Source organism: Mycobacterium sp. NGS49, assembly GCF_059812565.1.
In genome coordinates, this window is record NZ_JCALCX010000018.1 from 38,383 (window position 1) to 58,694 (window position 20,312).

19 protein-coding genes and 1 pseudogene are annotated in these 20,312 nt (G+C 68.7%); 11 read left to right on the forward strand and 9 right to left on the reverse strand.

Annotated features, from left to right (window positions below; all coding sequences use genetic code 11):
- Positions 1–7: 7 nt before the first annotated feature.
- The gene (gene purE / locus AC5Y7D_RS19475) at positions 8–532 is read right to left on the reverse strand and encodes a 5-(carboxyamino)imidazole ribonucleotide mutase (protein ID WP_499926819.1); all 525 of its coding nucleotides are present in this window, start codon (positions 530–532) and stop codon (positions 8–10) included.
- Complete coding sequence (locus tag AC5Y7D_RS19480; RefSeq protein WP_499926821.1) at positions 525–1,748, reverse strand: 5-(carboxyamino)imidazole ribonucleotide synthase; 1,224 nt, start codon at positions 1,746–1,748, stop codon at positions 525–527. The genes purE and AC5Y7D_RS19480 overlap by 8 nt, the downstream gene beginning before the upstream one ends.
- A gap of 99 nt (positions 1,749–1,847) precedes the next feature.
- Here AC5Y7D_RS19480 and AC5Y7D_RS19485 point away from each other — a divergent pair, with 99 nt between their 5' ends.
- The gene (locus AC5Y7D_RS19485) at positions 1,848–2,522 is read left to right on the forward strand and encodes a GtrA family protein (RefSeq protein WP_499926943.1); all 675 of its coding nucleotides are present in this window, start codon (positions 1,848–1,850) and stop codon (positions 2,520–2,522) included.
- Here AC5Y7D_RS19485 and AC5Y7D_RS19490 read toward each other — a convergent pair.
- The 4 genes from AC5Y7D_RS19490 to AC5Y7D_RS19505 all read right to left on the reverse strand — a co-directional run bounded on the left by AC5Y7D_RS19490 (position 2,477) and on the right by AC5Y7D_RS19505 (position 5,819).
- Complete coding sequence (locus AC5Y7D_RS19490) at positions 2,477–2,995, reverse strand: PH domain-containing protein (protein WP_499926823.1); 519 nt, start codon at positions 2,993–2,995, stop codon at positions 2,477–2,479. The genes AC5Y7D_RS19485 and AC5Y7D_RS19490 overlap by 46 nt on opposite strands.
- A 20-nt stretch (positions 2,996–3,015) precedes the next feature.
- A complete protein-coding gene (locus tag AC5Y7D_RS19495) occupies positions 3,016–3,831 on the reverse strand; it encodes a biotin--[acetyl-CoA-carboxylase] ligase (protein WP_499926825.1) in 816 nt (271 codons plus the stop codon).
- Positions 3,832–3,901: 70 nt separating this feature from the next.
- Complete coding sequence (locus tag AC5Y7D_RS19500; RefSeq protein ID WP_499926827.1) at positions 3,902–4,186, reverse strand: hypothetical protein; 285 nt, start codon at positions 4,184–4,186, stop codon at positions 3,902–3,904.
- 52 nt (positions 4,187–4,238) lie between these two features.
- On the reverse strand, positions 4,239–5,819 hold the full coding sequence (locus AC5Y7D_RS19505) for an FAD-binding protein (protein ID WP_499926829.1): 1,581 nt from the start codon (positions 5,817–5,819) through the stop codon (positions 4,239–4,241).
- Positions 5,820–5,883: 64 nt separating this feature from the next.
- On the opposite strand from AC5Y7D_RS19505, the gene AC5Y7D_RS19510 reads away from it, so the two are divergent.
- From AC5Y7D_RS19510 to AC5Y7D_RS19545, 8 genes and pseudogenes are all read left to right on the forward strand, one after another.
- The gene (locus AC5Y7D_RS19510) at positions 5,884–7,524 is read left to right on the forward strand and encodes an acyl-CoA carboxylase subunit beta (RefSeq protein WP_499926831.1); all 1,641 of its coding nucleotides are present in this window, start codon (positions 5,884–5,886) and stop codon (positions 7,522–7,524) included.
- Positions 7,515–7,775 (forward strand): annotated as a pseudogene (locus AC5Y7D_RS19515) (acyl-CoA carboxylase subunit epsilon); the annotation flags it as partial. The gene AC5Y7D_RS19510 and the pseudogene AC5Y7D_RS19515, both read left to right, overlap by 10 nt.
- Positions 7,772–8,425, forward strand: a complete 654-nt coding sequence (locus AC5Y7D_RS19520) for a Maf family protein (protein ID WP_499926833.1) — start codon at positions 7,772–7,774, stop codon at positions 8,423–8,425. The pseudogene AC5Y7D_RS19515 and the gene AC5Y7D_RS19520, both read left to right, overlap by 4 nt.
- A 10-nt stretch (positions 8,426–8,435) precedes the next feature.
- Positions 8,436–8,924: a pyridoxamine 5'-phosphate oxidase family protein gene (locus AC5Y7D_RS19525; protein ID WP_499926835.1), complete on the forward strand. Its 489-nt coding sequence runs from the start codon at positions 8,436–8,438 to the stop codon at positions 8,922–8,924.
- Positions 8,925–8,938: 14 nt separating this feature from the next.
- The gene (locus tag AC5Y7D_RS19530; protein WP_499926837.1) at positions 8,939–9,832 is read left to right on the forward strand and encodes a sulfurtransferase; all 894 of its coding nucleotides are present in this window, start codon (positions 8,939–8,941) and stop codon (positions 9,830–9,832) included.
- A 4-nt stretch (positions 9,833–9,836) separates the two neighbouring features.
- Positions 9,837–10,256, forward strand: coding sequence for a SufE family protein (locus AC5Y7D_RS19535; protein ID WP_499926839.1), 420 nt, complete (start codon positions 9,837–9,839; stop codon positions 10,254–10,256).
- A 117-nt stretch (positions 10,257–10,373) separates the two neighbouring features.
- Positions 10,374–12,173 carry an acetyl/propionyl/methylcrotonyl-CoA carboxylase subunit alpha gene (locus AC5Y7D_RS19540; RefSeq protein ID WP_499926841.1) on the forward strand — a complete coding sequence of 600 codons (1,800 nt, stop codon included), beginning with the start codon at positions 10,374–10,376 and terminating at the stop codon, positions 12,171–12,173.
- Positions 12,174–12,422: 249 nt separating this feature from the next.
- Positions 12,423–12,815, forward strand: coding sequence for an STAS domain-containing protein (locus AC5Y7D_RS19545; RefSeq protein ID WP_499926843.1), 393 nt, complete (start codon positions 12,423–12,425; stop codon positions 12,813–12,815).
- Here the strand turns inward: AC5Y7D_RS19545 and AC5Y7D_RS19550 are convergent.
- From AC5Y7D_RS19550 to AC5Y7D_RS19560, 3 genes are all read right to left on the reverse strand, one after another.
- Positions 12,786–13,574 (reverse strand): RNA polymerase sigma factor SigF, encoded by a 789-nt coding sequence (locus AC5Y7D_RS19550; protein ID WP_499926844.1) that lies wholly within the window; start codon positions 13,572–13,574, stop codon positions 12,786–12,788. The two genes, AC5Y7D_RS19545 and AC5Y7D_RS19550, sit on opposite strands and share 30 nt — an antisense overlap.
- A gap of 7 nt (positions 13,575–13,581) precedes the next feature.
- Positions 13,582–14,019 carry an ATP-binding protein gene (locus AC5Y7D_RS19555; RefSeq protein ID WP_499926846.1) on the reverse strand — a complete coding sequence of 146 codons (438 nt, stop codon included), beginning with the start codon at positions 14,017–14,019 and terminating at the stop codon, positions 13,582–13,584.
- 379 nt (positions 14,020–14,398) lie between these two features.
- Positions 14,399–14,782, reverse strand: a complete 384-nt coding sequence (locus AC5Y7D_RS19560) for a hypothetical protein (protein ID WP_499926848.1) — start codon at positions 14,780–14,782, stop codon at positions 14,399–14,401.
- Between the two features lie 248 nt (positions 14,783–15,030).
- Between AC5Y7D_RS19560 and AC5Y7D_RS19565 the strand changes: the two genes are divergently transcribed.
- Together AC5Y7D_RS19565 and AC5Y7D_RS19570 are read left to right on the forward strand one after the other, a co-directional pair.
- Positions 15,031–15,708, forward strand: coding sequence for a TetR/AcrR family transcriptional regulator (locus tag AC5Y7D_RS19565; protein WP_499926850.1), 678 nt, complete (start codon positions 15,031–15,033; stop codon positions 15,706–15,708).
- Positions 15,709–15,752: 44 nt separating this feature from the next.
- Positions 15,753–20,309, forward strand: a complete 4,557-nt coding sequence (locus AC5Y7D_RS19570; protein ID WP_499926852.1) for an ATP-dependent helicase — start codon at positions 15,753–15,755, stop codon at positions 20,307–20,309.
- The last annotated feature ends 3 nt before the right edge of the window (positions 20,310–20,312 follow it).

Sequence of the window (20,312 nt, forward strand, 5' to 3'; positions counted from 1 at the left end):
CTCCTTGCTAGTCGCGGCTTAACTTACCCGCAAGTCTCTGCAGTTCCGCATCCTTGGCCCGCACACTCTGGGCCAGCTCCTCCTGAAACGCGAGAATCCGGTCCCGGAGTTCCGGGTCGGAGCAACCCAGCATTCGGACCGCCAGCAGTCCCGCGTTGCGCGCACCGCCGATGGACACCGTCGCCACCGGAACACCGGCCGGCATCTGCACGATCGACAGCAGCGAGTCCAGCCCGTCCAGCCGGGCCAACGGCACCGGCACACCGATCACCGGCAACGGCGTCGCGGAGGCGACCATTCCCGGCAGGTGTGCCGCACCACCGGCCCCGGCGATGATCACTTGGAGGCCACGATCGGCCGCTCGGCCGGCGTAGTCGAACATCACCGCCGGGGTGCGGTGCGCCGAGACCACCCGGACTTCGTGAGCGACCCCGAACTCGGTCAGCGCCATGGCGGCGTCCTGCATCACCGTCCAGTCGCTGTCGCTGCCCATGATCACCCCGACGCGTGGGGGGTGAGTCGGGTTATTCATGCGGATCCCATCCGTCCGTCCATTGCGCGTGAGACAACCAGTGTGCCGCCAGCTCCGCACGCTCGCGCAGCTCGGCGAGGCCATCGGCGCCGACCGCCCGCGTGCCGAGGAGGTTGACGTGCCCGACCTTGCGGCCGGGACGCTCGGCCTTGCCGTAGAGATGGACACGCGCGTCGGGCATCCGGGCGAACAGGTGGTGAATGCGTTCGTCGACGCTCATCGCCGGGGTCTGCGGCGCACCCAGCACGTTGGCCATCACCGTCACCGGCACGACGGCCTCGGTGTCACCCAGCGGGTAGTCCAGCACCGCCCGCAGATGCTGCTCGAACTGGCTGGTGCGGGACCCGTCCATGGTCCAGTGCCCGGAGTTGTGCGGCCGCATCGCCAGCTCGTTGACCAACAGGGCACCATCGGTGGTCTCGAACAGCTCGACGGCCAGCACGCCGACGACGCCCAACTCGCCGGCCAGCCGCAACGCCAGCTGCTGGGCGTCGGAGGCCACGTCCGGGGACAGATCCGGTGCGGGCGCGATCACCTGCACGCAGATACCGTCGCGTTGCACCGTCTCGACCACCGGCCACGCCGCCCCCTGGCCGAACGGTGATCGGGCTACCAGCGCCGACAGTTCGCGCCGTAGCGCCACCCGCTCTTCGAGGACAACCGACACCCCGGCGGCCAGGTAGTCGGACGTGATCTGGCGGGCGTGGCCAAGATCACGCGCCAGCTGCACACCGCGGCCGTCGTAGCCGCCGCGCGCCGCCTTGACCACCAGCGAGCCGCCCACCTCTGCCGCGAACCCGTCCAGCTCACCGAGAGCGTCTGCGTCTTCAATGCCGAGGTAGCGCGGCACCGGCGCACCGAGGGCCTCCAGGCGCCGCCGCATCACCAGCTTGTCCTGGGCGTGCACCAACGCCTGCGGCGGCGGCAGCACGTTGACACCCTCGGCGACCAGCTTCTCCAGCAACTCGGTGGGTACGTGCTCGTGGTCGAAGGTCAGTGCGGTGGCGCCGACCGCGACCCGGCGCAGGTCCTCCAGGTCGGTGTGGGAGCCGACCACCACGTCGGGGCTGACCTGAGCCGCCGGTTCGTCGGTGGTGTTAGCCAGCACGCGCAGGCTTTGCCCCAGCGCGATGGCGGCCTGGTGGGTCATCCGGGCTAACTGCCCACCGCCGACCATGGCTACCAGCGGGGTACGTGGTCTCGGCACGGCCATCATGTTGTCATGGCACCTGACCGGCGTGTTTTCCGGCTCTCGTACCAAATCGTTATGTACCATTTTGCGCCGAATTCGAGATCGTCCGTAGACTGGCGTGCTGTGTCCTTTGCCGATGCCACAATTGCGCGCCTCCCCGGGGTGGTCCAACCCTTTGCGATGCGCCATCACGAGCTGATCAAATTTGCCATCGTCGGCGGCACCACATTCATCATCGACTCGGTGATTTTCTACACGCTCAAGCTCACAATCCTCGAACCCAAGCCGGTCACCGCGAAGGTGATCGCCGGGATCGTAGCGGTCATCGCGTCCTACGTGCTGAACCGGGAGTGGAGCTTCCGCGACCGCGGCGGCCGTGAGCGCCATCACGAAGCCCTGCTGTTCTTCGCGTTCAGCGGCGTGGGCGTGCTGTTGAGCATGGCGCCGCTGTGGTTCTCCAGCTACGTGCTGCAACTGCGGGTGCCGAACGTGACCCTGACGGTGGAGAACCTGGCCGACTTCCTGTCGGCCTACATCGTCGGCAACCTGCTGCAGATGGGGTTCCGGTTCTGGGCGTTCAGGCGCTGGGTGTTCCCGGACCAGTTCGCGCGCAACCCGGACAAGGCGCTGGAATCGGCGCTGACGGCGGGCGGCATCGCCGAGGTCTTCGAGGACGCGCTAGAGGGCGGCTTGGAAAATGGCAACGTCACACTGTTGCGGTCCTGGCGCAACCGGCGCGGCAAGGGCACGGCTCAGCTCGGCGACTCCTCCGAACCCAGGGTGTCGAAGACTTCGTGATACAGCAGCGCGTGCACTTCGCGTAGCCGCGGAATGTTGTAGAACTCCAGCGGGTCCTGCGACGCCGACTCGATGATCAGCGTCCCGGTACGGAACATCCGCTCGAAGATCCTGTCGCGGAACTCCACACTGTTGATCCGCGCCAGCGGGATGTCGATGCCACTGCGGGTCAGCACGCCGTGCCGGTACATCACCCGCCGGTTCGTGACGACGAAATGGGTGGTCAGCCACGTCAGGAACGGCCAGACCGTCAGCCAGCCGACGATGATCAGCCACAGGCCCCAGACCACCCCGTAGACGATCTTCTTGGCCATCGGCTGCCATTGCGTCGAGTCGACGAATCCGGAGCCGAGGGCGGCCAGTCCGGTCACGAGAATGAGCGCCAGGGCCGGCATGATCAACCGCTTCCAGTGCGGATGGCGATGTATCACGACCTTCTCGCCGGCGGCCAGGGCGTTGTCCGGATAACTCATGAGCGTGACACTATCGATTGTCACCGCAGGTGCACGACATCTCCCGCGGAAATGACGACGGTCTCGCCGGACCTGGCGGCGTCACTCTCCCAGGTTTCCAGGCACAGCCGGCCCTGGTCGTCGACGTCGCGCGCGATCCCGACTATCTGCCGGCCACCGGGTAGCTCGGCGCGCACCCGGGAGCCCAGGGTCAGGCTGCGCGCCCGGTAGTCGTTGGCCAACTGCGGGTCGGCGCCGTCGGCGGCGCGCCACGCGGCCACCCGCTCGCCGAATTCGCGCAGGATGCGGCAGATGAGGACGTCCCGCTCGGGGTGCTCGACGCCTTCGTCGCGCAGCGAGGTGGCTCCGGCCACTCCCGGTGGGGCCGCGGTCACGTTCAGGCCGACTCCGATCACCGCGAACGGCTGCCGGACCTCGGCCAGGACGCCGGCCAGCTTGCCATGCCCGGCCAACACGTCGTTGGGCCACTTGAGACCCGCTTCCACGGTGGTCGCGGTGGCCACCGCGTCCGCCACCGCGAGACCGGCGGCCAGCGACAACCAGCCCCAGCCCGCGGTGGGCACGTCGTCCACCCGTACGCCGACCGACATGGTGATCTGCTCCCGGGGAGTCGCCGACCACTCCCGGTCGTGTCGCCCGCGCCCGGCGATCTGATGCTCGGCGATCAGCACCTGCCCGTCGATGTCGGTCCCGGACGCGGCGCGCGCCAGCAGGTCGGCGTTGGTGGAACCGGTCTGCGCGACGACGTCGAGTCGCCGCCAGTACACCTGGTCGCCGGTCACCTGGGCGCGTAGTGCGGCCTCGTCGAGCGGCCTGGGCTGTTCGCGGTCGGTCATCCGCCCAGCTTAGAGCGACCACCGGTGCGGATCCGCGTGCCGCAGAGATGCCGCCTATGAGAGCGGTCGATCAGAACAACCCGCTGGCGCCAGCCTCGCCCGCACCGGTACTGCCTCCTGAGGCGACGCCTCCTGTGCCGCGCCAACCCCCTTCCCCACCCACGTAGCCACCGGGCCCTCCGCTACCGCCGGCCCCGCCGATCACTGTCACGGCATCCCCGTCCGCCCCGCCGATCACAGCGTTCCCACCGCGCGGAGTACCGGCGATGTGGAACTGGAAGACGTCCCCACCAGTGGCCTCACCGTTCCCGCCTGCTCCGCCGTCACCGCGCAGCACCACCCAGCCCTCCGTCACCACTCGACCAAAGACGAGTCCGCCGGCGCACCAAGTCCGGGATTCGCCGAAGTCAGTTATCCGGCAACGCGCCCAGCATGTCGCGGACGGCCAGGTAACTGAACAACATGCTGGTGCCGATCGGGTTGCCGCCACCGGGATAGGCCGTCCCGCTGGGCGCCGCCATCGTGTTGCCGGCTGCGTAGAGACCGGGGATCGGGTGGCCGGAGGTGTCGAGCACCCGCGCGGCGCTGTCGGTGCGCAACCCGCCTTTGGTGCCCAGATCCGAGATGCCGAACGCGGCGGCGTGGAAGGGCGGTGTGTCGATGGGCACCAGCGGGGACGCGCCGTGGGAGAACGCCCGATCGAACGCCTCGTCACCCCGGCCGAAGTCCTCGTCGACGCCGGTGGCGGCGAAGTCGTTGAAGCGGGCGACGGTGGCAGCCAGCCGATCACCGGGCACGCCGATCCTGGCGGCCAATTCCCCTAGCGTGTCGGCGGTGTGCCACAAGCCGGCGGCGACGTACTTCTCGGTCTCGACGATGGACACATTAGCGGCCTTGACCGGCGGCCGCTCGCCCTCTCTGTCGTCGTAGATCATCCAGTACGGCAGGGTCAGGGAACCGTCCTGGAGTTGGGCAATGATCTCGCGCCCGGCACGGTCGTAGGCCCGGGACTCGTTGACGAACCGGTTGCCGTCCTGGTTGACGAAGATGCCGCCGGTGAACCACAACGCGAAGGCACTGCGACCGTCGGGATGGGTCATGCCCGGCGACCACCACGCCTGATCCAGCAGATCGGTGTCCGCACCCGCCGCGATGCCCGCCTGCAGCGCCTGGCCCAGGCTGCCCGGTCCGCCCATGGTGTCGCGCGCGACTCCGGGCACGCCGTACCGGTGGCGAAGGTCGTCGTTGTTCTCGAAACCCCCGGCCGCCAACAGCACCCCACGCCGGGCGCGGATAGCCACCCGCTCGCCCGCCCGCTCGACGATCGCGCCGGTCACGGCGCCGTCGGTGACGACAAGCTCGACCAGCGTCGCGTTGAGGCGCAGCGAGGCGTTCGGATACTGGCCGATGGCCTTGAGGAACCGCGCGATCAGCGCCCGGCCGCCGACGTAATAGTCGGGCGGGGTCGGGGCGCCGAGCCGGTCGGTGTCCAGCGGCCCGCGGATGGCGTCGCGCAGTTCCGGTGCGGCGGCAACCTTCAGCGGCTTGGCCGCGATGTGGCGCTGGCCGTCCAGGCGCGCCTTGGGCGCTTTGCCGTAGTAGTCGGGCCAGGGCAACGGCACGAACTTCAGGTCGGGGTCCTGCTCCAGGTATTCGACCAGCGGCGCCCCGCCGCGGACGAAGGTTTCCTGCAGCTCGCGCGGAGTCCTGTCACCGACCACCGCGTGGTAGTAGGTGAGCGCGTCGTCGATGGTGTCCTCGACACCGTTCCAGTTGCCGGCGCGCCGCAGCACCGGGTTGCACGGAAACCACACTCCGCCGCCGCCGGAATACGCGGTGGTGCCGCCGAACCGCTCGGTCGCCTCGATGAGCAGCACGTCGAGGCCTTCGCGGGCGGCGGTGTAGGCGCCGGTGACGCCCCCTCCGCCGGACCCGGCGACCAGGACGTCGTGCTCTTCCGACCAGTCCACCGCGTTGCGGGCGCCCATCACCGGAGACTACTTAAGGGCTGGTTAAGGAGCGGGCAGGGGGCTGCCGATAACATCGACTCCCATGACAAGCGTTGCCGACCACACGGCGGAACCCGCTGCCGAGCACACCATCGACATCCACACCACCGCAGGCAAGCTGGCGGAGCTGCACAAGCGCCGCGAAGAGTCGCTGCACCCGGTCGGCGAGGCGGCCGTCGACAAGGTGCACGCCAAGGGCAAGCTGACGGCCCGCGAGCGCATCACCGCGCTCCTCGACGAGGACTCGTTCGTCGAACTCGATGCGCTGGCCAAGCACCGCAGCACCAACTTCGGGCTGGAGAACAACCGGCCCGTCGGCGACGGCGTGGTCACCGGTTACGGCACCATCGACGGTCGCGACGTGTGCATCTTCAGCCAGGACGCGACGGTGTTCGGCGGCAGCCTCGGTGAGGTCTACGGGGAGAAGATCGTCAAGGTGCAGGACCTGGCCATCAAGACCGGCCGGCCCCTGATCGGCATCAACGACGGCGCCGGCGCCCGCATCCAGGAGGGCGTCGTCTCCCTCGGCCTCTACAGCCGGATCTTTCGCAACAACATCCTGGCTTCGGGCGTCATCCCGCAGATCTCGCTGATCATGGGCGCCGCCGCCGGCGGGCACGTCTACTCCCCGGCCCTGACCGACTTCGTCATCATGGTCGACCAGACCAGCCAGATGTTCATCACCGGGCCCGACGTGATCAAGACCGTCACCGGCGAGGACGTCACCATGGAAGAACTCGGTGGCGCCCACACCCACATGGCCAAGTCGGGCACGCTGCACTACGTGGCCTCCGGCGAGCAGGACGCCTTCGACTGGGTGCGCGACCTGCTGAGCTACCTGCCCCCCAACAACGCCACCGACGCCCCGCGCGAACCCTTCCCCGTTCCGGTCGGCGCCATCGAAGACAACCTCACCGACGAGGACCTCGAGCTGGACACCCTGATCCCGGACTCACCCAACCAGCCCTACGACATCCACGAGGTCATCACCCGCATCCTGGACGACGACGAGTTCCTGGAGATCCAGGCCGGTTACGCCCAGAACATCGTGGTCGGGTTCGGGCGCGTCGACGGGCGGCCGGTCGGGCTGGTCGCCAACCAGCCCACCCAGTTCGCGGGCTGCCTGGACATCAACGCCTCGGAGAAGGCCGCCCGGTTCGTCCGGACCTGCGACTGCTTCAACATCCCGATCGTGATGCTGGTCGACGTGCCGGGCTTCCTGCCAGGCACCGGCCAGGAATACAACGGCATCATCCGGCGCGGGGCCAAGCTGCTGTACGCCTACGGCGAGGCCACCGTCCCGAAGATCACCGTCATCACCCGCAAGGCCTACGGCGGCGCCTACTGCGTCATGGGGTCCAAGGACATGGGCTGCGACGTCAACCTGGCGTGGCCCACGGCGCAGATCGCGGTGATGGGCGCCTCGGGTGCGGTCGGGTTCGTGTACCGGCAGCAGCTGGCCGAGGCCGCCAAGAACGGCGAGGACGTGGACGCGCTGCGGCTGCAGTTGCAGCAGGAATACGAGGACACGCTGGTGAACCCCTACATCGCCGCCGAGCGTGGCTACGTCGACGCGGTGATCCCGCCGTCGCACACCCGCGGTTATATCGGGACGGCGCTGCGGTTGCTGGAACGCAAGATCGCAGTGCTGCCGCCGAAGAAGCATGGGAACATTCCGCTATGAGCGAGGTCAGTGACGTCAGCGAGGCTCAACTGCCCGGGCACCCGCACGAACCGCACATCCAGGTCCTGCGCGGGCATCCGACCGACAAGGAGCTGGCCGCGCTGGTCGCCGTCCTGGGCACCATCGGCCATGTGCCCGAACCGCCGGAGCCCGAGCACACCCGGTGGGGCCTGCCGGTGGACAAGTTGCGGCTGCCCGTCTACAGCTGGCAGCGCATCACGCTGCAGGAAATGACGCACCTGAGTCAATGACACGGCTGGTACTGGGGTCGGCCTCCGTGGGTCGGCTCAAGGTGCTGCGGCAGGCGGGGGTGGATCCGCTGGTGCGCGTCTCCGGCGTTGACGAGGACGAGGTGATCGCCGCGCTCGGGACGGACGCCGCGCCGGCTGAGGTGGTACGCACGCTGGCGCGCGCCAAGGCCGAACAGGTGACGGAACTGCTCAGCGACGACCGCGATGTACCCGCGGATTGCGTTGTGCTGGGCTGTGATTCGATGCTTTACCGGGACGGCCGGTTGCTCGGCAAGCCGGACTCCGCCGCAGATGCGCGCAGGCAATGGCGGTCGATGGCCGGGCGCACCGGCCAGTTGCACACCGGGCACTGCCTGGTTCGGGTCCGCAACCACGACATCGTCCGGGTGGAGGCCGAAACATCAGTCACCACAGTGCATTTCGGCACGCCCACGGATTCCGACCTGGAGGCCTATCTGGCCACCGGTGAGCCGCTGCGGGTCGCCGGCGCGTTCACGCTGGACGGCCTGGGCGGGTGGTTCGTCGACGCGGTCGACGGCGACCCGTCGACCGTGATCGGGGTGAGCCTGCCGCTGCTGCGCGCGCTGCTGGCGCGGTGCGGGCTGTCGGTCGCCGATCTGTGGGCGGGAAACGTCGGACCCTCGTCCTAACCTGTCATCCATGGCCACTTGGACAGAGTTCGTCACCGGGGCCCCACAGATCGCGGCCACCTTCATCCGTCGTCACCGGGCCGCGCGCAACTTGTGCATGCTGGCCACCCTGCGCCGCGACGGCTTCCCGCGGATCAGTCCGATGGAGCCGCGGATATTCGAGGACAAGTTGTGGATCACCGGAATGCCGGACACCACCAAATACCGCGACCTGCAGCGCGACCCGAGACTGTGCCTGCACACCGCCACCGTCGACACCGAAGTGACCGACGGCGACGCCAAGCTGTGGGGGCGGGCCTATGTGGTGCCCCACGGCGATCTGCATCGGCGCTTCGCCGAGGCGCTGTTCGACGAGATCGGGCTCGATCTGCGGGGCGGGCAATTCGATCTGATCGGCGTCGACATCACCGGAGCGTCGGCGGTACACGTCAGCGACGGTCACCTGGACATCACCAGCTGGAAGCCCGGCCAGGCCGAACGAGTGGTCCGCAAGCACTGAGTAGGCTTTGACTCGTGCCGCTTCCCCCGGACCCAAGTCCCACCCTGCAGGCCTACGCCCACCCCGAACGGCTCGTCACCGCCGACTGGCTGTCCGCCCACCTGGGCTCACCCGGTCTGGCGATCGTCGAATCCGACGAGGACGTGTTGCTGTACGACGTCGGTCATATCCCGGGTGCCGTCAAGATCGACTGGCACACCGACCTGAACGACCCGCGCGTGCGCGACTACATCGACGGCAAGCACTTCGCCGCGCTGATGGACAGCAAGGGCATCGCCCGCGACGACACCGTGGTGATCTACGGGGACAAGAGCAACTGGTGGGCGGCCTACGCGCTGTGGGTGTTCACCCTGTTCGGCCACCCCGATGTGCGGCTGCTCAACGGTGGACGCGACCTCTGGCTGGCCGAGCGGCGCGACACCACGCTGGAGGTCCCGCACCGGAGCGCGTCCGGCTACCCGGTCGTGCAGCGCAACGACGCACCGATCCGTGCCTACAAAGACGACGTGCTGCACGCCCTGGGGAGTGAGCCGCTGATCGACGTGCGCTCCCCCGACGAATACACCGGCAAGCGCACCCACATGCCCGACTATCCCGAGGAAGGGGCACTGCGCGCCGGCCACATCCCCACCGCGCGTTCCATCCCGTGGGGCAAGGCAGCCGACGAGAGCGGGCGCTTCCGCAGCCGCGAGGAGCTGGAAGAGCTGTATGGCTTCCTGGAGCCCGACGACAAGACCATCGTCTACTGCCGCATCGGCGAGCGGTCCAGCCACACCTGGTTCGTGCTGACCCACCTGCTGGGCAAGCCGGATGTGCGCAACTACGACGGCTCGTGGACCGAGTGGGGCAACACCGTGCGGGTGCCGATCGTCGCCGGTATTGAGCCGGGTGAAGTACCAGGGCGATGAACCGATGAGCATGCCGGCGCCCCTGGCGGAAGTGGTGTCCGACTTCGCCGAGGTTCAGGGCCAGGACAAGTTGCAGCTGCTGCTGGAGTTCGCGAACGACCTCCCCGGGCTGCCACCCGATCTGGCCGAGGCGGCGATGGAGCCGGTGCCCGAGTGTCAGTCGCCGCTGTTCCTGCATGTTGACGCCGGCGATCCCGAACGGGTGCGGTTGCACTTCAGCGCTCCGGCCGAAGCACCGACCACCCGCGGCTTCGCCGCCATCCTGGCGGCCGGGCTGGACGGGCAGTCCGCCACTGCGATCCTGGCGGTACCCGAGGATTTCTACACCGAGCTGGGTCTGGCGGCTCTGATCAGCCCTCTTCGGCTGCGTGGCATGTCTGCGATGCTGGCCCGCATCAAGAGGCGGCTGCGCGAGGCCGAGTGAATAGGGGAACCGCGTGACCGGGCTCGCGGCGCGCCGCATAAACTTCCCCGTTAAGACTTGTAAGAAATTCTCTTAAAGAGAATCGCGACCGAAAAGACGTCGATACAGGAGGCGCCAGTGCCCAATCACGCCAGCAGGATCGCCAGGATTTCTAAGGTGCTTGTCGCCAACCGCGGGGAGATCGCGGTCCGGGTGATCCGGGCAGCACGGGACGCCGGACTGGCCAGCGTGGCCGTCTATGCCGAACCCGACGCCGAGGCACCCCACGTACGCCTGGCCGACGAGGCGTTCGCGCTGGGCGGGCAGACCTCGGCCGAGTCCTACCTGGACTTCGGCAAGCTGCTCGACGCAGCAGCCAAGTCCGGTGCCAACGCTGTGCATCCCGGCTATGGCTTCCTGTCCGAGAATGCCGACTTCGCCCAGGCGGTGATCGACGCCGGCCTCATCTGGATCGGCCCCAGCCCGCAGTCGATCCGCGACCTCGGCGACAAGGTCACTGCCCGCCACATCGCGGCGCGGGCGCAGGCCCCTCTGGTGCCCGGCACGCCGGACCCCGTCAAAGACGCCGACGAGGTGGTGGCCTTCGCGAAGGAATACGGGGTGCCGATCGCGATCAAGGCGGCGTTCGGTGGCGGCGGTCGCGGCATGAAGGTGGCCCGCACCATCGAGGAGATCCCCCACCTGTACGAGTCGGCGGTACGTGAAGCGGTGGCCGCGTTCGGCCGCGGCGAGTGCTTCGTCGAGCGCTACCTGGACAAGCCGCGCCACGTCGAGGCGCAGGTCATCGCAGACACCCACGGCAACGTCGTCGTCGCCGGCACCCGGGACTGCTCGCTGCAGCGCCGCTTCCAGAAACTGGTCGAGGAGGCGCCGGCGCCCTTCCTGACCGACGCCCAGCGCAAGGAGATACACGAGTCGGCCAAGCGGATCTGCAAAGAGGCGCATTACTACGGCGCCGGCACGGTCGAGTACCTGGTCGGCCAGGACGGTCTGATCTCGTTCCTCGAGGTCAACACCCGTCTGCAGGTCGAGCACCCGGTCACCGAGGAGACCGCGGGCATCGACCTGGTGTTGCAGCAGTTCAAGATCGCCAACGGCGACAAGCTGGACATCACCGAGGACCCGACACCCCGCGGGCACGCCATCGAGTTCCGGATCAACGGCGAAGACGCCGGGCGCGGCTTCCTGCCGGCTCCCGGCCCGGTCACCAAATTCCATCCGCCCAGTGGCCCCGGTGTACGGCTGGACTCCGGCGTCGAGACCGGCTCGGTGATCGGCGGGCAGTTCGACTCGATGCTGGCCAAGTTGATCGTGTACGGCGCCGACCGCACCGAGGCGCTGGCCCGGGCCCGGCGCGCACTGGACGAATTCGAGGTCGAAGGCCTGGCCACGGTCATCCCGTTCCACCGTGCGGTGGTCGCCGACCCCGCTTTCATCGGCGACGAGAACGGCTTCACCGTGCACACCCGCTGGATCGAGACCGAGTGGGACAACAAGGTCGAGCCGTTCAGCGGCGGCGAACCCATCGACGAGGAGGAAAGCCGGCCGCGGCACAAGGTGGTTGTCGAGGTCGACGGACGCCGGGTCGAGGTCTCGCTGCCCGGCGACCTGGCGCTGTCCAACGGCGCGCCCGACGCCGTGGGTGTGGTGCGCCGCAAGCCCAAGCCGCGCAAGCGGGGCGCGCACTCGGGGGCGGCCGCCTCCGGTGACGCGGTGACGGCACCCATGCAGGGCACCGTGGTCAAGGTCGCCGTCGAGGAGGGCCAGGAGGTCGCAGTGGGCGACCTGGTGGTGGTCCTGGAGGCGATGAAGATGGAGAATCCGGTCACCGCGCACAAAGACGGTGTCATCACCGGCCTGGCGGTGGAACCGGGGGCGGCCATCACCCAGGGGACGGTACTGGCCGAGATCAAGTAGGCGCGGACCGCTTGCCGCGGGTGCGCCCGTCGCGTCGGGAATCCGGCGCACCGTTTGTCGACCGTGCCCGCCGCGGGTACGGTTCGAAGGAGGTTGAGTTCACAGCCGCCTGGAAACACCGTCCTGTAGGTGCGTCAGCGTCGCAGGGGATGCAGCGAACTCCCCTGAACGTTCGTTTCTGACCGCGGCACTGCGCACACTCGATGTGATCCACAGCTACGAATAATCGTCGACTGATGGAGTTCACAAATGTCTGTGACCCAAAGCTGGCTGAAATGCCCGAACGCCGAGTTCAACGCCCAGTGGGAACACGACTCTGCCATGGTCAGCGCATACGGCGAGATCGACGCCGGCAACGCTGATCAACTCGCGGAGTACGTCGCGCGCTGCATGGAGCAGTGCCGCTGGCTGACCCTGGACCTCACCGGACTGAAATTCATTGGCACTGCAGGCTTTTCGGCCCTGCACCGGATCCACGTGATGTGCTCGGCCGCCGACGTGCGCTGGGCGATCGCGCCCAGCACGCCGGTGTCGCGGTTGCTGCGAATCTGCGACCCGGACGGCGAATTGCCCACCAGCGAGCCGAAGCGGTCCGGGCCTCCGCACTCCCGGCTACTCCAGCTGATCCCGGAGACGAGTTAGGGATTTGGCCAGCAGCCGGGACACGTGCATCTGCGAGATCCCGACCCGCTCGGCTATCTGCGTCTGCGTCATGGATTCGAAGAACCTGAGTACCAACACCATTCGTTCGCGCTCCGGCAGCGCCTCCAGCAGTGGCCGCAGCGCCTCGCGGTTCTCGATGCGATCCAGGCCCTGATCGACGTCACCCAGCGTGTCGGCGATGGCGCGCGCGTCGTCGTCTTCATTGCCGCTACCGCTGTCGATGGACAGCGTGTTGTAGGAGCTGCCGGCGACCAGGCCCTCCACCACCTCAGCGCGGTCCATTCCCAGCTCGGCGGCGAGTTCGGTGGCGGTGGGCGCCCGGCCCAGTCGCTGGGACAGTTCGGCGGTGGCGGTGCCCAGCCGCAGGTGCAGCTCTTTGAGCCGGCGCGGCACCTTCACCGACCAGCTGTTGTCCCGGAAGTGCCGGCGGACCTCACCCATGATGGTGGGCACCGCGAAAGAGACGAAATCCGAACCGGTTTCGACGTCGAACCGGACGACGGCGTTGACCAGACCGACGCGCGCCACCTGGATCAGGTCATCGCGGGGTTCGCCACGGCCCTCGAACCGCCGCGCGATGTGATCGGCCAGCGGCAGGCAACGTTCCACGATCTTGTCCCGGTGGCGCTGGAACTCCGCCGAGCCGGCGGCGAAGCCCGCCAGCTCACGGAACATGTCCGGGACATCGGCGTATTCGTTAGGTCGCGAACTGGAACCGCCGGCAGCTTGTTCTGTCAACTGGCAGTCACTTACTGGGGGCCGCCCGTCGTGCGGTCAACGAAATGCCGAAGACACTGCCCGTGGTAGCGGGCTCGCGACCGTCATGGAATGTCTGGACATCGTCGGCCAGCGAGGTCAGCACATGCCAACTGAAGCTGCCCGGCGCCACCACGTCGTGGGTGTCGCAGGCGGCGGAGGCCTCCACCACCAGCTCGTCGTCTCGTGGGTCGACCACCAGCGTCAGGGTTGCCCCGGGCGTGGCCGAGCGGATCAGGCGCGTACACACCTCGTCGACCGCCAGCCGCAGGTCCGCGACGGCATCGAAGTCAAGGTCCTCGAAGGTGCCGATGGCACCTACCAGGGTGCGCAGCATCGCCAGGTTCTCGAGGCGCGCGGCAACGTTCAGTTCGACGGCACGGTACCCGCGTTGCCGCCCGTCAGCGCGCTGATCAGCATCGGTCATTTGGCCTCCCGGCAATATTCGACCGACACTACCCGTGGCAGGGGTCCGGCCTGGGGCGCCGGATTGCGGCCCACTGTGGACCATGGGGTCGAGCCGGTTGGTCATGATCGCCACCGCGTATTCAACCAGTTGCGGGCGAGGCAGACTTGACCGACCCAGTCAGTACGCGCCGACTCGAGCGCGACGTGGTTGTTGCCGGGGTGATGCTGGTCGTTCTGATCGTGGTAGCTGTCTGTGTCGGTGATTTCATGATCTTGTCCCCCATGATGGGGTAACCACCCTGCTGGACTGCCGATACTCATCATGGTGCAGACCTGATACCCCATAGTCGCGCCGGATAAAACTCCGGAAAGCGGGATTTCAGGTTGTGATCTCGATTTCAGAGCGCCAGCGCCGGGCCCGCGATCGGCGGCACACTCATGGACAGGGCCACCAGCATCAGCGTCAGCAGGAACCACCCGGCGCCGTGCCAGCCCCACCAGGTGCCCTCGTCACGCCACACCCGGTAGGTACGCAGGAACGCCCACAGCCCGGCCAGCAGCAGGATCAGCGGGCCGCCGAGGGCCAGCATGGTCCGCTCCGGTGGTCCACAGGCCACGGTGTCGATGCTCGTCCCGCCACAGGTGCTGACCCACAACGCGGCGACAACCACGAAGCCGATCCCGGCGGCGGTTGCCAGAGCGGCGAACCGCATGGCGGCGTGCACCTCCTGGTCGTCATGTCCGGCATGACCACCGCGCAATCTCTCGTCGGCTGTGCGCATCGCAGCACCTCTGTATCTCGCCCATCGCTCGCGGCAACTGCCAGATCATGGAACGGCCGCGCCCCGTTTTTGGTTCATTACCCAGCCTGAAAGCTTGACAAACCGGCTGCGGTCCGCGTCACAGCACTGCCGCCGCCCGTAACGCGCCGCAGCCGATGCCGGTACCGAGGCCGACAACCTGGGCCGAAATCCGGCCGAATCATCCGCCGTGGCAATGCACATATCCACCGTGAGTAATATCAGTCCTTATGGCGACAGCCAGGAGGCGGTTATCCCCGGAGGATCGACGCGCCGAACTGCTCGCTCTGGGGGCGGAGGTCTTCGGTAAGCGACCCTACGACGAGGTGCGGATCGACGAGATCGCCGAGCGCGCCGGGGTCTCGCGCGCCCTCATGTACCACTACTTCCCGGACAAGCGGGCGTTCTTCGCCGCGGTGGTCAAGGACGAAGCGGACCGGCTCTACGCGGCAACTAACACCCAGCCGGCCCCGGGCATGACGATGTTCGAGGAGATCCGGATGGGCGTGCTGGCCTACATGGCCTACCACGAACAGAATCCGGAGGCCGCCTGGGCGGCGTACGTGGGCCTCGGCCGCTCCGACCCGGTCCTGCTCGGCATCGACGACGAAGCCAAGAACCGCCAGATGGAACACATCATGAACCGCATCAATGAGGTGGTGGGCGGGATACCGGATCAGGCGGCACTTGAACCCGAGGTGGAACGCGACCTGCGGGTCGTCCTGCACGGGTGGCTGGCGTTCACCTTCGAAACCTGCCGGCAGCGGATCATGGACCAGACACTGGAAGCCGACCGGCTCGCCGACGCCTGCGCGCACACGCTGCTGGACTCCATCGCCCGGGTCAAAGACATCCCGCCGCAGCTGGCCGAGGCCATGGCCACAGCCCGGTTCAAGCCGCAGGTATAGGCGGCCGGCCCGGATTTGTCGGTGCCGCTTGGCACGATGACAAGGTGAGTACCAAACGGCCGCCGGCTACGCCGTCTGATGCGCTGACCCGATTCAGTGCGATCACCCGTGACTGGTTCGCCGGCACCTTCGCCGCACCCACCGCCGCACAGGCCGAGGCGTGGGCGGCGATCGCGAACGGCGACGACACCCTGGTGATCGCACCGACCGGCTCGGGCAAGACGCTGGCCGCATTTCTCTGGGCTCTCGACAGCCTGGCTGCCGCGCCGGACCGCCCCGCGGGCACCCGGGTGTTGTACGTCTCGCCGCTCAAAGCCCTCGCGGTCGACGTCGAACGCAACCTGCGCACCCCGCTGGCCGGGCTGACCCGCCTCGCCCAGTCCCGCGGTCTGCCCGCACCCGAGATCAGCGTGGGTGTCCGTTCCGGCGACACTCCGCCCGCGCAGCGCCGCCAGCTCATCACCCGGCCGCCCGACGTGTTGATCACCACCCCCGAGTCACTGTTCCTGATGCTGACTTCGGCGGCGCGGGAAACCCTGACCGGCGTGCAGACCGTCATCGTCGACGAGATTCACGCCATCGCGGCCACCAAGCGCGGCGCGCATCTGGCACTGTCGCTGGAACGCCTCCGGGACCTGTCTGAGGACCTGCGCGACGGCCGGCCCGCCCAGCGCATCGGCCTGTCGGCGACCGTGCGTCCGCCGGAAGAGCTGGCCCGGTTCCTGTCCGGGCAGTCCCCGACCACCATCGTCTCGCCGCGGTCAGCCAAGACGGTCGAGCTGTCGGTGCAGGTGCCGGTGCCCGACATGGCCAACCTGGCCAACAACTCGATTTGGCCCGACGTCGAGGCGCGACTGGTCGACCTGGTCGAATCGCACAACTCGACCATCGTGTTCGCCAACTCGCGGCGGCTGGCCGAGCGGCTCACCGCACGGCTCAACGAGATTCACGCCGAACGCTCGGGTGTCGAGTTGACGTCGGGCGGCAACGCACAGGTCGCCGCGGGCGCACCGGCCCACGTCATGGCCGGCGGGCAGACCTTCGGTGCGCCGACGCTGCTGGCCCGTGCGCACCACGGGTCGGTCAGCAAGGAACAGCGCGCCATCGTCGAGGAGGACCTCAAGAACGGGCGTCTCAAGGCGGTGGTGGCCACCTCCAGCCTCGAGCTCGGCATCGACATGGGCGCCGTTGATCTGGTGATCCAGGTGGAGGCGCCGCCGTCGGTGGCCAGCGGCCTGCAGCGTATCGGGCGGGCCGGCCACCAGGTCGGCGAGGTCTCCCGCGGCGTGTTGTTTCCCAAACACCGGACCGACCTGATCGGCTGCGCGGTGAGCGTGCAGCGGATGCTCACCGGGCAGATCGAAACCATGCGGGTGCCCGCCAATCCGCTCGACATCCTGGCCCAGCACACGGTGGCCGCGGCCGCACTCGAGCCGCTCGACGCCGACCGATGGTTCGACACCGTGCGGCGCAGCGCGCCGTTCGCGACACTGCCGCGCAGTGTCTTCGAGGCGACCCTGGATCTGTTGTCCGGCAAGTACCCGTCCACCGACTTCGCCGAGCTTCGGCCGCGGCTGGTGTACGACCGCGATAACGGCACGCTTACCGCACGCCCGGGTGCCCAGCGGCTGGCCGTCACCTCCGGCGGCGCCATCCCCGACCGCGGGCTGTTCACTGTCTACCTGGCCACCGATTCCGAGAAACCCTCGCGGGTGGGCGAACTCGACGAGGAGATGGTCTACGAGTCGCGCCCCGGAGACGTCATTTCGCTGGGCGCCACCAGCTGGCGCATCGTCGAGATCACCCACGACCGGGTGCTGGTGGTGCCCGCCCCCGGGCAGCCCGCGCGGTTGCCGTTCTGGCGCGGTGACGACGCCGGGCGACCCGCCGAACTCGGCGCCGCACTGGGCGCGCTCACCGGCGAACTGGCCGCCCTGACCCGGGACGGGTTCGACAAACGTTGTGCAGGTTGGGGTTTCGACGACTACGCGACCGACAACCTGTGGGGGTTACTGGACGAGCAGCGCGCCGCCACCCGGGTGGTGCCCACCGACACCACACTGCTGGTGGAACGATTCCGGGACGAACTGGGCGACTGGCGGGTGGTCCTGCACTCGCCCTACGGTCTGCAGGTGCACGGTCCGCTGGCGCTGGCGGTGGGCCGCCGGCTGCGTGAGCGCTACGGACTCGACGAGAAGCCGACCGCTTCGGACGACGGCATCGTGGTGCGGCTGCCCGATACCGAAGACGCGCCGCCGGGCGCCGAACTGTTCGTGTTCGAGCCCGACGAGATCGACCCGATCGTCACCGCAGAAGTCGGTGAATCGGCACTTTTCGCGTCGCGGTTCCGCGAGTCGGCCGCCCGTGCGCTGCTGTTGCCCCGCCGCCATCCCGGTCGCCGTTCGCCGCTGTGGCAGCAGCGGCAGCGGGCCGCCCAGCTACTCGAGGTGGCCCGCAAGTACCCCGACTTCCCCATCGTGTTGGAGACGATCCGCGAATGTCTGCAGGACGTCTACGACGTGCCGATGCTGAGCAACCTGATGGCGCAGATCGCTCAACGCAAGGTGCGGGTGATGGAAGCCGAAACCGCGAAACCGTCACCGTTCGCCGCATCCCTGCTGTTCGGCTACGTCGGCGCCTTCATGTACGAGGGCGATGTCCCGCTGGCCGAGCGACGTGCCGCGGCCCTGTCGCTGGACAGCACGCTGCTGGCCGAACTGCTCGGCCGCGTCGAGCTGCGCGAGCTGCTCGATCCCGACGTCATCGCCGGTACCGGGCGTCAGTTGCAGCATCTGTCCGGCGAGCGGGCCGCCCGGGATGCCGAGGGCGTCGCCGATCTGCTGCGCCTGCTCGGCCCGCTGACCGAAGAGGAGATCGTCGCGCGCACCACCACCTCTGACGTCGGCGGCTGGCTGGAGGGCCTGCGCGCCGCCCGCCGGGCGTTGACGGTGTCGTTCGCCGGGCGCAGCTGGTGGGTCGCTGTCGAGGACATCGGCCGGCTACGCGACGGCGTCGGCGCGGCGGTACCCGTGGGCCTGCCCGCGGCGTTCACCGAATCGGTGGCCGACCCGCTGGGCGAATTGCTGGGCCGCTACGCGCGGACTCACCCGCCGTTCAGCACCGCCGAGGCGGCCGCCCGGTTCGGGTTGGGGCTGCGGGTCACCGCCGACGTGCTGGGCCGCCTAGCCGCTGACGGCCGGCTGGTGCGAGGTGAGTTCGTCGCCGCGACGGGCAGCGGCCCCGGATCCGAGCAGTGGTGCGATGCCGAAGTGCTGCGCATTCTGCGGCGCCGATCGCTGGCCGCACTGCGGGCCCAGGTCGAGCCGGTCAGCACCGCCGCCTACGGGCGGTTCCTGCCGGGCTGGCATCAGGTCGGCGGGCCCGACGCCGGGGTCGACCGGTTGGCGGCGGTCGTCGATCAGCTGGCCGGGGTGCGGATACCGGCGTCGGCGCTGGAACCGCTGGTCCTGGCACCACGTGTGCGCGACTACTCCCCCGCCATGCTTGACGAGTTGCTGGCCACCGGCGAAATCACCTGGTCGGGCGCGGGGTCGATCTCGGGCAGCGACGGCTGGATCGCGCTGCACCCAGCCGACTCCGCGCCGCTGACGCTGACACCGCCCGCAGAGATCGAGTTCACCGACGTGCACCGGGGCATCTTGGACGCCCTGTCCGGAGGCGGCGCGTACTTCTTCCGCCAGCTCGCCGGGGCCGGCGGCTCCGAGTCTGAGCTGAAAGCAGCCCTGTGGGAACTCGTCTGGGCCGGTTGGGTCACCGGCGACACCTTCGCCCCGGTGCGCGCGCTGCTGGGCGGCAGCACGGGACCGCGCAGGCGCTCGGCGCCGGCGCATCGCACGCAGCGGCCGCCGCGGCTGAGCCGCTACAGCGTCGCCCACGCTCAGGCACGTGCCGCCGATCCGAGCGTGGCCGGCCGGTGGTCGGCGCTGCCCGCGCCGGAGCCGGACTCCACGGTGCGAGCCCACTTCCAGGCCGAGTTGCTCTTGAACCGGCATGGGGTGCTGACCAAGGGGGCGGTGGCCGCCGAAGGCGTGCCCGGCGGTTTCGCCACGCTCTACAAAGTGCTGAGCGCGTTCGAAGACGCCGGCCGGTGCCAGCGCGGCTACTTCGTCGAGTCGCTGGGCGGCGCTCAGTTCGCGGTCGCCTCCACCGTGGATCGGCTGCGCAGCTACCTCGACGGCGTGGATCCGCAGCGGCCGGATTACCGCGCGATGGTGCTGGCCGCAACCGACCCGGCCAACCCGTACGGCGCAGCGCTGCCGTGGCCGGCCTCGGTGGTCGAAGGGTCGGCGCGTCCGGGCCGCAAGGCCGGTGCACTGGTGGTGCTGGTGGACGGGGAATTGTGCTGGTTCTCCGAACGCGGTGGACGCTCGCTACTGACATTCACCGACAACCCGGACGCCAGCCGCGCGGCGGCCGTCGCACTGGCCGAGCTGGTCGCCAGCCGGCGAGTGGCCTCGCTGCTGATCGAGCGGGCCAACGGGGTGTCGGTGCTGGCGCCGGACGGGCCGGCACCCGCGGCGCTGGGCGCGCTGGTCGATGCCGGCTTCTCCCGCACGCCACGCGGATTGCGGCTGCGATAGCCG